Origin of the sequence: Micromonospora marina (genome assembly GCF_900091565.1) — a bacterium.
Classification (GTDB): Bacteria; Actinomycetota; Actinomycetes; order Mycobacteriales; family Micromonosporaceae; genus Micromonospora; species Micromonospora marina.
Genome location: NZ_FMCV01000002.1, coordinates 189,501 through 203,085 on the forward strand (window position 1 = coordinate 189,501; position 13,585 = coordinate 203,085).

A 13,585-nucleotide genomic window follows, 5' to 3' on the forward strand; every position below is an offset into this window, starting at 1 on the left:
GCCGGGCAAAGCGGTCCACACACATCCGAATCGGTCGTCCGACCTCGGTAGTCTTCCAGCAGCGGGGGGCACCGGGGGGTGCTGGCGCGAGCGTGGAGCGAGGGGCAGCACCAGGGGGCTACTTCGCTCGCGCCACCCCCGCGCCCCCACCTCCCCGCGCCGCTCACCGCCGCCGTCGCGCCGACAGGGAGAACAGCAACTCCTCCTCCTGCGGCAGCAGGCCGACGCCGGTGACCTGCCGCGCCGCGTCCAGCCGGTCCAGCACTGCCGGATCAGCGGTACTGACCGCCAGCCCCACGAGCGCCTCGACCAGATCCCGCCGGTCGGCGACACCCTCGGCCGCGTCGGCAGCCGCGGCGAACCACTCCGCCGCCAGCTCCCGGTCTCCCCGGTGCAGCGCCACGTGCCCCTCGATCAACCCACGCAGCGCGTCCTCGGTGCGGGCGTTCCCACCCGGGCCGGGCGGGTCGAGCATCTCCACGGCCGGCGGCCGGCGCCGGCCCGGCACCACGCCCGACGGCCACAGCTCGGCGACCGTGGCCAGCGCCTCGTCGGCGCGCCCGGCATGGGCGAGCGCCAACCCGACCGCGCCGACCGTCCGGCGCCGACGCCCGGGATCACCCAGCTCCGCGAGCGCGGCCGCCACCCGGCGTCCCTGCTCGACCGCCTCGGCGTACCGGCCCTCCAGGCGGGTCAGCTCGGCCTGATCGGCCCGCGCCAGCACACGCAGGTGCTGGTCACCGCACTGCGCCGCCAGGCGGTCGACGGTGGCCAGCCGCCGCCGGGCGCCGGCCAGCCGCCCATCGCGTACGTCGTGCCAGGTCAGGTGCGCCTGGGCGACGGCCATCTCGCGTACCCGGTGGTGCCGGGTGGCCGACGCCAGCGCGGCCTCGGCCTGCTCGCGGGCCTCGTCGTGCGCGCCGAGCCCGGGCAGCAGCGCGCAGAGCACGGACCGGGCGGACAGTTCGCCGGTCACGTCGCCCGCCCCGGCGAAGACGGCCAGGGCGGCCCGGACCGCCGGCAGCTCCTCCGCGCCCGCCCCGTGCTCGGCGGCCAGCCGGGCCGCGCCCAGCATGGCCCAGGCCCGCAGCGTGGGCCGGGCACCCGCGGTACGCGGATCGGCGAGCAGCCGCCGCAGCCGGCGCCGGCCGGACACGTCCCGCCCGCGCAGCCGCCACCATCGGGGCAGCGAGGCGGCGAGCAGCAGCGCGGTCTCCGGTGCGTGCTCGGCGGCGTACGCCAGCGCAGCGGTGATGTCGCTCGTCGCCTCGTCGAGCACGTGCACCGCGCCGGACATCTGTGCGCCCACCAGCCCCGGCGCGGTGCGACGGACCAGACCGGCGATCACCGTGGCGTGCCGCATCCGGATCCGGTCGGCCTCGCCGTCGGCGTCGGCCTGCTCGGCGGCGAAGTCACGGACCGCGTCCAGCAGACGGAACCGGAACGGGCCGGTTCCCCGGACGCTGAGCAGGCCCAGTTCGCGCAGCCGGTCCAGCATCGGCGCGGCGTCCCACCGCCGGCCGCCGTCGGCGAGCAGTTCCTCGGCCAACTCGACCGACCAGCGGTTACGGAACGCGGACAGCCGCCGCAGCGCCGCCCGGTCGGCGGTGGCGAGCAGGTGATAGCTGGTCGCCACCGCGTCGCGTAGCGTCACCGTGCCGGTGGACGGGTCGGCGGGCTCCCAACCGGGGCGCACGCCGGTCAGGTCCAGGACGCGGTCGCCGTAGCGGTCGAGCAGCTCGGTGACGTCGAGGATGCGCCCCCGTGCGGCCATCAGCTCGATGGCGAGCGGCAGTCCGCCGAGCCGGCGCACGAGCGCGGCGAGCGCCGGCAACTGGGCCGGGGCCGGTGGTTCCCGGCGGGCCTGGGCGAACCGGGCGGCGAACAGCGCCGCCGCCGGCCAGCGGTCCAGGTCGGTCCGGTCGGCGGGCTCGGCGCCGGCCGGCGGTACGTCCAGCGGCGCGACCGGCCGGACCAGCTCGCCGGCCAGGCCGACCGGGCGGCGGCCGGTCACCAGCACCCGCAGCGTCGGTACGGCGACGGTCAGGACGCGGAGCGCCTCGGCCACCGCGTCCGGTGCCCGGTCGACGGCGTCGACGAGCAGCAGCGCCCGCCGGTCGCCGATCCGGCAGGTCAGGTCGGCCAGCCGGTGCACGCCGAACATCGACGCCGACGCGGCGAGCACGTCCGCGGGGTCGGAGCCCTCGCCCACGAGCACCCCGGCGACGCCCGCCGGGTGGTGGGCCGTCACCGCGTGCGCGACGGTCACCGCCAGCGCGGTCTTGCCCACCCCGGCGAGCCCCACCAGGCTCACCACCGGGTACGCGTCGAGCAGGCCGGACACCTCCGCCACATCCCGTTCGCGGCCGACCAGCGGTACGGGCTGCGGCAGCGCCACCGGCGGATCGTCATGGGCGGCGGGAAGGCGGGGTGCCGCGGGCCGGGCGGTGTCGACGAACTCCCGCCGCTCGTCACCGCTCAGGCCGAGCGCGTCGGCCAGCAGGTCGACCGTGGTGCGTTGGGGCCGGGTGGCCCGTCCCCGTTCCAGATCGCGGACCGTCCGTACGCCCACGCCGGCCCGGCCCGCCAGCTCCGCCTGGGTCAGGCCGACGGCGAGCCGGTGCCCGCGTAGCAGGTCGGACAGACCGGTACGACCGCCGGGGCCCCGCGCACGGTCATGATCCGGAGTCATGGGCACGAAGATTACGGATGGACTCCGACGCTCCGCAGCTCATCGTCAACCACCCGACCGTCCACCGCCGAAATCCGACAGGGGCGTGGTTCGGGGTGTCCTCACATGCCGAGGTCGCGCGCGATGATCATGCGCTGCACCTCGCTGGTGCCCTCGCCGATCTCCAGGATCTTCGAGTCGCGCCAGAAGCGGGCCACCGGGTACTCGTTCATGAAGCCGTACCCGCCGTGGATCTGCGTCGCCTCGCGGGCGTTGTCCACGGCGACGGTGGAGGCGTGCAGCTTGGCGATGGCCGCCTGGCGCTTGAACGGCTCACCGGCGAGCATCCGGGCGGCCGCGTCGTAGTAGGCCAGCCGGGCCGTGTGCGCCTTCATCTCCATGTCCGCGATCTTGAACTGGATGGCCTGGTAGTTGCCGATCGGCTGGCCGAACGCCTGGCGCTCCTTGGCGTACTTGATCGACTCGTCCACGCAGCCCTGGGCCAGGCCGACGGCGAGCGCCGCGATGGCGATCCGGCCCTCGTCCAGGATGCGCAGGAACTGGGCGAAGCCCCGGCCGCGCTCGCCGAGCAGGTTGGCCGCCGGCACCCGGCAGTCGTCGAACGTCAGCTCGTGGGTGTCCGACGCGGTCCAGCCGACCTTCGAGTAGCCGGGCGCGACGGTGAAGCCGGGCGTACCCGACGGCACGATGATCGTGGACAGCTCCTTGCCGCCGTCCGGGCGCGTGCCGGTGACGGCGGTGACGGTGACCAGAGCGGTGATGTCGGTGCCGGAGTTGGTGATGAACGCCTTCGAGCCGTTGATCACCCACTCGTCGCCGTCCAGGACCGCCCGCGTCCGGGTGCCGCCCGCGTCCGACCCGGTGCCCGGCTCGGTGAGCCCGAAAGCGGCCAGCGCCTCACCGCTGAGCAGCTTCGGCAGCCACTGCGCCTTCTGCTCCTCGGTGCCGAAGCGGTAGATCGGCATCGCGCCGAGCGACACCGCCGCCTCCAGCGTGATCGCCACGCTGGAGTCGACCCGGGCCAGTTCCTCCAGCGCCAGGCAGAGCGCGAAGTAGTCGCCGCCCATGCCGCCGTGCTCCTCCGCGAAGGGCAGGCCGAACAGGCCCATCTTGCCCATCTGGCGGACCATCTCGTACGGGAAGGTGTGCTGCTCGTAGTGCTCGGCGATGGTGGGCGCGACCACCTCGCGGGCGAATTCCCGCACGCTCTCCCGCAGCGCCTGCTGCTCCTCGTCGAGCCGGAAGTCCATGTCGATCCTCCTGGAAAGGGCGGGCCGCCGGGCGCTCGTGACGCCGGGAGCGGCTGAAGCGTTAGGAGGGGCCCCTTTACATGCACCAGGCGTTAAGAGGGGGCCCTTCCTTACCGGGGTCAGACGGGGGTGACGCCGTGTCGGCGGTGGGAGAAGTGCCGGTTCTTCCCGCGTGCGGCGGCGAACCGGCGGACCAGCTCGGCCCGCAGCTCGTGCGGCTCGACGATCGCGTCCACCACCAGCTCGCTGGCGAGGCGGACCACGTCGATGTCGCGCTCGTACTCATCGCGCTTCGCGGCCACGAACGCGGCCCGCTCGGCCTCGTCGGAGATGGCGGCGATCTTGTTGGCGTAGACCGCGTTGACGGCGGCCTCCGCGCCCATCACCGCGATCTTCGCGGTGGGCAGCGCGATCGTGGCGTCCGGCTCGAAGCCGGGACCGGCCATCGCGTACAGACCCGCGCCGTACGCCTTTCGGACCACCACACAGATCTTGGGGACGGTCGCCTCGGAGATCGCCGTGATCATTTTCGCACCGTGCCTGATGATCCCCTGCCTTTCCACCGCGCTGCCGACCATGAAGCCGGGCACGTCGCTGAGGAACAGCAGCGGCACGTTGAACGCGTCGCAGAGCTGCACGAACCGGGTCGCCTTGTCGGCCGAGTCGACGAAGAGCACGCCGCCCTTGAACATCGAGTTGTTGCCGACCACGCCGACGACCTCGCCGCCCAGCCGGCCGAACCCGATGGTCAGCTCCTTCGCCCACAGCGCCTGGATCTCGAAGAAACTGCCCTCGTCGAGCAGGCCCTTGACGTACCGGCGCATGTCGAACGCCTGCCGCTCGCTGGCCGGCACCAGCGCGGCCAGGTCGGCCTTCGCCGGCGCGGCGACCGCCTCGGCGGCCGGCGGGTCCTGCTTCCAGTTCGACGGCAGGTAGGACAGGTACGTCCGCACCACGTCGAGCGCGTCGTTCTCGGTCTTGCAGAGGAAGTGCCCCACGCCGGACTCGGCGCAGTGCACCTTCGCGCCGCCCATCGCCTCCAGCGTGGTCTTCTCGCCGGTGACCATCTCGACCATCCGGTCGGAGCCGAGGTACATGCTGGCGTTGCCGTCCACCATGGCGACCACGTCGCAGAACGCCGGGATGTACGCCCCGCCCGCCGCGCTCGGCCCGAACAGCGCGCAGACCTGCGGGATCGACCCGGAGGCGCGGACCTGGTTCCAGAAGATCTTGCCGGCGCCGCGGCGGCCCGGGAACAGGTCGACCTGGTCGGTGATCCGGGCACCGGCCGAGTCGACCAGGTAGACCATCGGCACGCCGTTCGCGTACGCCCGCTCGATGATCCGGATGATCTTCTCGACGGTGCGCGCGCCCCAGCTGCCGGCCTTGACCGTGGAGTCGTTCGCCATCAGGCAGACCTGGCGGCCGTCGATGGTCGCGGTGCCGGTGACCACGCCGTCGGCGGGCAGCCCGTCGGCCATGGCGTTGGCGTAGAGCCCGTCCTCGACGAAGGAGCCCTCGTCGACCAGGTACGCCACGCGCTCGCGGGCGAACAGCTTCCCCTTCGCGGCGTTGGCCGCGTGGTACTTGTCCGCTCCGCCGGCGCGGGCGCGCTTGCGTAGCTGCTCCAGAGCCTCACCGTCGAGCGTCACGCCGACTCCCTTGCACCACACCGACCTGAACGATCGTTAGGCTACCCCACCGCCGGCCCGTCCGGCGACCCGCTACTCGCACCCCCACCCGCCCACTCCCGTGATCAACGGGAGACCGCGTGGGTCAGGACGGAAGAGGGGTCAGGCGGGTCCGGGGGCCGGCCCGGAGGACTCCCGACGGGAGCTTCTTGCCCACCAGGGACTCGGCCAGCTCCGCGGCCCCGATCAGGGCGTCCAGGTCGATGCCGGTGTCGATGCCCATGTCGTGCAGCATGTGCACCGCCTCCTCGGTGGCCAGGTTGCCGCTGGCACCCGGGGCGTACGGGCAGCCGCCGAGGCCACCGACGCTGGCATCGAACTCGGTGACGCCCAACTCCATCGCGGTGAGCATGTTCGCCAGCGCGGTGCCCCTGGTGTTGTGGAAGTGCAGCAACATCGGCAGGTGGGCGTTCCGGTCCCGCACCACGGTCACCAGCTCGCGGACGCGCCGGGGCGTACCCATGCCCGTGGTGTCGCCGAAGGCGACGCGGTCCGCGCCGTCACGGGCGACGCGGTCGACGATCGCGGCGACCCGGCGGGGGTCCACGTCGCCCTCGTAGGGGCAGCCGAAGCTGGTCGCCACGATCACCTCGGCGGTGGCGCCCGCGCCGTGCAGCAGGTCGATCAGCTCGGCGATGTCGTCGAGCGACTCGTCGGTGGACCGGTTGACGTTGCGGCGGTTGTGCGTGTCGCTGGCCGAGACCACCACCTCGATCTCGGTGAAGCCGGCCGCCAGCGCCCGCTGCGCGCCACGCGTGTTCGGCACCAGGGCGGAGTAGCGCACCCCGCCGACCTTCTCCGCCCGCTGCCACACCTCGTCGGCGTCGGCCATCTGCGGGATCGCCTTCGGGTGGACGAAGGAGACGGCCTCGATGCGCCGCACCCCGGTCCGGGACAGCGCGTCGAGCAGCCGCACCTTGGCGTCGGTGGGGATGGGCGCCTCGTTCTGGAGGCCGTCGCGGGGACCGACCTCACGGATACTCACGGAGTCCGGAAATTCCGCCATCACATTCACCTCACTGGGTCGAAGGTCAATGCATCCGGGAGACGATGCCGGTGTCGTAGTCGCCGGAGAGAAACTCCTGGTTCTCCAGCAGCTCGGCGAAGAACGGCAGGTTGCACTTCGGGCCGGCGATCTCGAACTGGGCGACCGCCGCCCGCGCCCGCTGGACCGCCTCCTCTCGGGTGTCCCCGGTGAGGATCAGCTTGGCCATCAGGCTGTCGTAGAACGGCGTGACGGTGTTGCCGGCGACGTAGCCGGAGTCGACGCGGACGCCCGCGCCGGACGGCTCGTTCCAGGCGGTGATCGCGCCCGGGCCGGGCAGGAAGCGCTTCGGGTCCTCGGCGTTGATCCGCAGCTCGATGGCGTGACCACGCGGGGTGAGCGCGTCCGGGTCGAACGTCGGTGCCAGACCGACTGCCACCCGCAGCTGCTCCTCGACCAGGTCGACGCCGTAGACGTACTCGGTGACCGGGTGCTCGACCTGCAGCCGGGTGTTCATCTCCAGGAAGAAGAACTCATCGACGCCGGAGCTGTCGCCCTTGAGATCCCGCTGACGCGGGACCAGCAGGCACTCGACAGTGCCGGCGTTGCGGTAGTTCACCGCCTCGCCCGCGCGCACCGCTGCGGCCAGGAAACGCTCGCGCAGCTCGGGCGAGACCGCCGGGGACGGCGACTCCTCGACCAGCTTCTGGTTGCGTCGCTGCACCGAGCACTCCCGCTCGCCGAGCGCCACCACCCGGCCGTCGGCCAGGCCGAGGATCTGCACCTCGACGTGGCGCACCCGGGGGAAGTACCGCTCGATCAGCACCGACCCGTCGCCGAACATCCGCTCGGCGAACGCGCGGACCTTGTCGTACTCGGTGCGCAGCGCAACTTCGTCCGCGGCCACACCCATGCCCATGCCGCCGCCGCCCGCGGCGGCCTTGACCATCACCGGGTAGCCGATCTCCGCGGCGGCCGCGACCGCCGCGTCCAGGTCGCTCGCCGGTTCGGTGGTGCCGGGCGCGACCGGCACGCCGGCCGCCGCCATCAGGTTCCGGGCGTTGATCTTGTCGCCCATCGCGGTGATCGCGTCGGCGCCGGGCCCGACCCAGATCAGGCCGGCCCCTTCGACGGTACGGGCGAAGTCCGCGTTCTCGGACAGGAAGCCGTAGCCGGGGTGGATCGCCTGCGCACCGGTGCTACGGGCGGCGTCGAGGATCGCTTCGGCGTTCCGGTAGCTCTGCGCCGGGTTCGCCGGGCCGACGCAGACCGCCTCGTCGGCCTCGGTCACGAACGGTAACGCGCCGTCGGCCTCCGAGTGCACCGCGATCGTCCGGATCCCGAGCCGCCTGCCGGTACGGATGATCCGCCGCGCGATCTCCCCCCGATTCGCGACCAACAACGATTCGATCATCTTCTGCACGGACGTGACCCCTTCTCGACGCAAAGCCGGGGTCTCTTCTTAACATGCGTTAAGGTGCGCGCGGCGTGTCAGGTCGGGTCGGTGGGCGCGAGCAGGGCCGCGAGGGTCGCGCCGCGCAGCAGTTCGGCCCGGCGCCGGCGATCCACCTCGCCGCCCAGGAACGGCGTCGAGTTCATCAGGCCGAACGCCGCGTGGGCGAGCACCCGGGCCGCGCCGTCGGGCAGGCCGGCGTGCAGCGCGGTCAGCACGGTCACCCACTCCTCGACGTACATCCGCTGGAGCCGGCGGATCCGGCGGCGCGGCTCGTCCGGGAGGCGGTCCAGCTCGTGCAGGTGCAACGCGATCACCGCCGGGTTCGCCAGCGCGAAGTCGACGTGGAAGTCGATCAACGACTCCAGTGCCCCGCGCGGATCGCCCGGGTGACCCGCGGCCCGTTCCCGCCCGCCCGCGAGCAACCCCTCGCTCACCGGGATCAGGGCGGCGACGAGCATCGCCTCCTTACCCGCGAAGTGGTGGTAGAGCGCCGGACCGGTGACACCGGCCGCCGCGCCGATGTCGTCCATCGACACACCGTGGTAGCCGCGCGCCGCGAAGAGGCCGACCGCGATCTCCAGGATCTCGTCCCGCCGGGACCGGCGCCGGGCCGCACCCGCCGCCCCCCGTGCCTGCTGTTCCACCGCCACCGGACCAGCCTAGACCTCGTGTTCGAGCCGGGGCAGCCGCGGTTACCCAACGGTTGCCCCGGCCCGCCGTGTCAGTTCTCCTCGATGCCGTGGTCGGCGCGGACCTTCGCCGCCTCGGCGTCCCGGCCCTGCTCGTCGAGCGCGCGGGCCAGCAGCCAGGCGGCCTGCGTGGCCGGGCGGGAACCGGAGGGCAGCCCGCCGAGGACCGGGCGCAACAGCGCCTCGGCCTGCTCGGGCCGCCCGTCGCGCAGCAGCAGCTCGCCGGTCAGCACCTCGACCTGCGCCGCCTCGCCGAACGCCTCGATCGACCGCAGGCGCTCCGGCACGCCGTCCACCCGGTCCAACGCGGCGGTGAGACGGTCCTCCCCGATCAGCACCCGGGCCACCGCGTCGGCGGCCATCGCCCGCTCGTACGTCACCACCGGCGGCTCCTCGGCCCCGGCCGGGAGCGCGGCCGCCGCCTCGTCCACCCGCTCGATCGCCGCCACCGCGGCCGGCAGGTCACCGGACCAGTGCAGGGCGAGCAGCTCCCGCCGCCGGGCCCGCAGTTCGTCCACCTGGTAGCCGGCCAGCCGCCAGGCGGTCGCCGCCGCCGCGAACCGCTGCGCCGCCAGGGCGTCCCGGTCGGCGTCGTAGAGCAGGCCACCGGACTCCTCCAGCACCTGCGCCCGGTGGGGGAGATTGTCCGGCCCGTCCAGGTTGTCGGCCAACGTGTCGAGCACCGTCAGCGCCAGATCCGTCTCGCCGAGACCCGCGTAGATGCCGGACAGCATGTGCCGGCACCGGTCCGCCTCGGCCTGCGCGCCCGCCCGGTCGAGCCCGAGCACCGCCTCCTCGGCCACCTCGGCGGCCTCCGCGAGCCGCCCGGCCGCCCGGTACGCCTCGGCCAGCTCCCACCGCAGCAGCGCATCGCCCTCCAGCCCCTGCTCGACGCAGAGGGTGACCGCCTCGGCCAGATCCTCCACCGCCTCGCCGGACCGGTCGGCGGCCATCAGCGCCCGGCCCCGGGTCACCCGCAGCGGCAGGTGGGCGCCGGCCGGAGCGACCGACAGCGCCTCCCCGCACGCGGCCACCGCGTCGGCCGGATCGTCTGTGGCGCGGGCGTACGCGAGGCAGGCGCCGGTGAGCATCTCGGCGTCGCCCAGCTCGCCCGCCAGCCGGCGGGACCGCGCCGCCGCGTCCCGGAACTCCTCGGCCCGCTCCAACTGCTCCAGCACGTGCGTGCGGTGCAGCGCGACCCGGCCCGCCAGCCACGGATCGGCGCCCGCCTCCGCCTCGGCCCGGTCGAGCGCGTCGAGCGCCTCCGCCCACTGCTCGCGGTGCACGTGGGCCAGGGCGAGCCGGTCCCAGCCTGCCGCCCGGTCACGCGGCCCACCGTGCTCGGTCAGGTAACCGGCCGACTCCCGCGCCAGGGCCAGCCCTTCGTCCGCGCTCTCCTCGACCATGCTGAGCAGCACACCGAGCCGCCCGGCCACCACCTGGGCGCGCAGCGGGTCCGGCACCTCCCGCCACGCGGCCAGCGCCTCCCGGTTGACAGCGATCGCCACCGGCACGCCGTCGTCGTCCTGGGACAGTTCACCGGCCCGCAGTTCCAGCCGCCAGGCCCGGGTGGTCGCGGGCAGGTCGGCGTCGCCGAACCGCTCGTCGTACGCGCGCAACGCGGCGACCAGGCCGTCCCGGCGGTTGGTACGCCAGCACTCCTCGGCCAGCGCGAGCAGTTCGTCGGCACCGGCGTCGGCCGGCACGGTGACCGGCTGCGTGGAAGCCACCGGAGCGTCCGCGCCGGTCCGTGGCGCCGGGACCGGCGGACGGCGCAGACTCGCGGAGAGCGGCAGGTGCTCGCCGACCGGCCCGGCCGACAGCTTGCGGGCGATCAGCCCGGACTGGTGCGTGGTGCCGTTGCGCGCGTCGAAGCGCTCGGCCAGCGCGGTCGCCGTACCGGCCAGTTCGTCGGCGAGCGCACCGGCCGGCGCGTCGGCGGCCGGCCGCTCGCCGGAGGCGCGGCGGTGCACCGTCAGCTCGGCCGGCACCTGGCGCAGCGCCGCCGAGGCGGCGGCCGCGAAGTGCATCGCGGCGGCCGGGGTGGGTGCCCGGTCCAGCCAGTCCAGGTGCCGCTCGACCAGTTCCAGCGCGCGGGCCTCGTTGCCGGTCACGGTGCAGAACTCGATGTGCTCGCCGATGTCCCACAGGTCGGCGAGGTTGCCGCGCATCCGCCGGTACGCCTCCCGGTGCGCGTCCCGCGCCGCGTCGGTGCGGCCGGTCTCACGGTAGGGCGTGAGCAGCGCGGTGAGGATCCCCTGTGGCTGCTCGTTGCAGGTCAGCCGGCCGGCGAGCACCGGCTCGGCCAGCGCCACCGCCTCCTCGTGCCGGCCGTGCCGCACCAGGTGCGCGACCTGGGTGGTCGGGTCGCAGCCGGCGCAGTCGGACAACGCGTCGCGGGGGGTGGTCATCCACTTGCGGTACCACTGCTCCGCCGCCTCCTCGTCGCCCACGTGCGCGGCCACCAGGTAGCGGTGCTTGTGGACGGCCTGGAGCGAGTGACCGGACTCCCGGTAGCGCCGTTCCATGTCGTCGAGCACCGCGTACGTCCGGTCCAGCGGCAGCTCCGGGAACTTCACCATGGCGTTGACCATGTACTTGAAGAACCAGAGCAGCTGGTGCGTGTAGCGCTGGTGGTAGGGCTGCGGATCCTTGTCGTACTCGGCCAGGCACCAGGAGAACGTGACGAAGGACTTCGCCGGCTCGCCGCCGTAGACGTACGCGGTGGTGCCGGTGACCCGGGCGGCGAAGGCGAGGTGCCGGTCGTCGCCCGCGTCGGCGCGGCGCAGCAGCTGTTCCAGCGCGGCGATCTGCCCCGGGCCGTACGGCATGGATTCGATCTCGTGGTGCATCCGCCAGAGGTCGTCGTCAGTCACGGGTCTCTCCTGGTACGGCCCGGCCGAGCAGGCCGAGGAAGGAACTGTTCAGCAGTGCGGCGTCGGCCGCCCGGATCGGGTGGTGCCCGAGCAGCAGGGCCTGCCCGTAGAGCGCCTCGACGGCCAGCCCGACCAGCTCCGGGTCGGCGAGCGTGGTGACCCGGCGGACCAGCGGGTTGCGGTGGTTGAGCACCAGTTGCGGGCGGTCCGGCGGGGCGGAGGCGGCGAGCGCGTCGAGCACCCCGCCCCACAGCTCGTCGGCCCTGTCCCGGCTGGCGGCGAGCTGGTCGTGGAACGCGGCCGAGCGGGACACCAGGTAGAGCGCCGGCAGCGAGACCGGGTCGTACGCCCGGATCACGACCTCGCAGCCGAGCCGTTCCAGGGCCCGCTGCGCGGCGGTGCGGAACGGCCGCAGGGCCAGCTCGGTCGCCGGGTCGAGGATCTCGAACCGGGTGGTGAGGTCGCTCGGCTCCAGCCGTTCGATCAGCACCGACCGGTCCACGGCGGGCAGTCGCTCGATCAGCTCGGTGTCGTACGTGTAGCCGCCGTTGACCACCGCCAGGTCCTGTGCGGCGGCCACGGCGGCGAGCTGGCGGAACTCGTCCAGGCTGGCGGCGTACCGGAGCACGCCGTGCCGCTGCCGGAACTCGGCGAGCGTGAGCGTGCCGACGTTGGTGTCCATCGGCCACCACTGGTCGACCAGCCGCAGCATCTCGTCGTCGTGCATGGCGAGCGCCTTGACCCCGAGGTGGTGCACCTGGAGGAACTCGCCGAGCCGGCGCGGATCGTGCTTGGCGAGCCGGACCAGCCAGCCGCGGATCTGGTCGCCGAGCGCCTCCCGGACGGAGGTGAGCAGCGCGTCCTCGTAGAGCGCCTCCCGGCTGGCGGTGGGGCGCAGCTCGCTGGCGTCGACCACGCAGTGTGCGAAGAAGGCCCACTCGGGCAGCAGCCCGTCGGCGTGCTCGCTGAGCAGCATCCGCTTGAGGTAGACCCGGTGCCCGGCCCGGGCGGCCGGGTTCACCGCGGCGGGCAGGATGAAGGCCACGCCGGTCAGGCCCGCCTCGGGCACCGACAGCGGCACCACGTCGAAGGGGACGAACCCGAGCAGCTCCTGGGCGTACCGCTGGAGGGCGGCCCGGTCGGCGGGCGCACCGGGCGTGGTCGGCCACGGCGGCGGACCGGAGGTGGTCGGCGTGTCACCGACCCGGACGTCTACCGGCAGCAGGCCGCCGTAGAGGCGGGCCAGCTCGGTGACGGTGGGCACACCGAGCCACTGGTCGGCGTCGCGCCGGGGCACCAGCGTCACTGTGGTGCCGGGCTCGTTCCGGGCCTGTTCCGGCTCGGCGATCCGCACCGCGTACCGCCCGTCGGACCAGCCCGTCCAGAGCACTGTGGGCTCGTCGCCGTGCCGGGTGACCACCCGGATCTCGTCCGCGACCAGGAAGCAGGAGAGCAGGCCGATGCCGAACTGCCCGAGGAACTCGTGCCGGGAGAAGCCCAGCTCGTCGCGCTTGGAGCTGCGGCCGATGGTGGCGAGCAGCTCGTGCACCTGCGCCTCGGTCAGGCCGATGCCGGTGTCGTGCACGCGCAGCGTCCCGTCGCCGGTCAGCTCCGGCGGCTCGACGCGGACCCGCGCCGGGGCTTCCGGCTCGGCGGACCGCCGAGCGGTGATCGCGTCGACGGCGTTCTGGAGCAGCTCGCGCACGTAGACCCGCGGACTGCCGTAGAGGTGATGACTGAGCAGGTCGACCACGCCACGGAGGTCCACCTGGAAGGTGCGGTCCAATCGCGCTCCCGGTTCGGATTTTCGGCGCTCACCGTACCGGTCAGCGCCGACAGTGTCCGTCCCGTTGTCCCCCGGCGGCTTGACCCTCGACCGGGTGCAGGGCGCACCGTCTCCCGGCATGACTACCACCGCCGTCCGGGCCGCGACTACCGGTAGCTCT

At 73.7% G+C, this 13,585-nt stretch carries 8 protein-coding genes; all 8 read right to left on the reverse strand.

Going from position 1 to position 13,585, the window contains the following annotated elements:
* Window positions 1-163: 163 nt before the first annotated feature.
* Entirely contained in the window at window positions 164-2,692 is a 2,529-nt protein-coding gene (locus GA0070215_RS03460; protein WP_091042120.1) for an ATP-binding protein, read from the reverse strand.
* Between the two features lie 101 nt (window positions 2,693-2,793).
* Window positions 2,794-3,942, reverse strand: a complete 1,149-nt coding sequence (locus tag GA0070215_RS03465) for an acyl-CoA dehydrogenase family protein (protein WP_091041660.1) — start codon at window positions 3,940-3,942, stop codon at window positions 2,794-2,796.
* A gap of 119 nt (window positions 3,943-4,061) precedes the next feature.
* Complete coding sequence (locus GA0070215_RS03470; protein WP_091041663.1) at window positions 4,062-5,594, reverse strand: acyl-CoA carboxylase subunit beta; 1,533 nt, start codon at window positions 5,592-5,594, stop codon at window positions 4,062-4,064.
* A 124-nt stretch (window positions 5,595-5,718) separates the two neighbouring features.
* Window positions 5,719-6,639 carry a hydroxymethylglutaryl-CoA lyase gene (locus GA0070215_RS03475; RefSeq protein ID WP_091041667.1) on the reverse strand — a complete coding sequence of 307 codons (921 nt, stop codon included), beginning with the start codon at window positions 6,637-6,639 and terminating at the stop codon, window positions 5,719-5,721.
* A gap of 25 nt (window positions 6,640-6,664) precedes the next feature.
* Window positions 6,665-8,032, reverse strand: a complete 1,368-nt coding sequence (locus GA0070215_RS03480; RefSeq protein WP_091042123.1) for an acetyl-CoA carboxylase biotin carboxylase subunit — start codon at window positions 8,030-8,032, stop codon at window positions 6,665-6,667.
* Between the two features lie 77 nt (window positions 8,033-8,109).
* A complete protein-coding gene (locus GA0070215_RS03485; RefSeq protein WP_018785593.1) occupies window positions 8,110-8,724 on the reverse strand; it encodes a TetR/AcrR family transcriptional regulator in 615 nt (204 codons plus the stop codon).
* A gap of 71 nt (window positions 8,725-8,795) precedes the next feature.
* The gene (locus GA0070215_RS03490; protein WP_091041670.1) at window positions 8,796-11,639 is read right to left on the reverse strand and encodes a hypothetical protein; all 2,844 of its coding nucleotides are present in this window, start codon (window positions 11,637-11,639) and stop codon (window positions 8,796-8,798) included.
* On the reverse strand, window positions 11,632-13,425 hold the full coding sequence (locus GA0070215_RS03495; protein ID WP_091041673.1) for an HSP90 family protein: 1,794 nt from the start codon (window positions 13,423-13,425) through the stop codon (window positions 11,632-11,634). Before GA0070215_RS03495 ends, GA0070215_RS03490 begins: the two co-directional genes overlap by 8 nt.
* Window positions 13,426-13,585 lie beyond the last annotated feature (160 nt).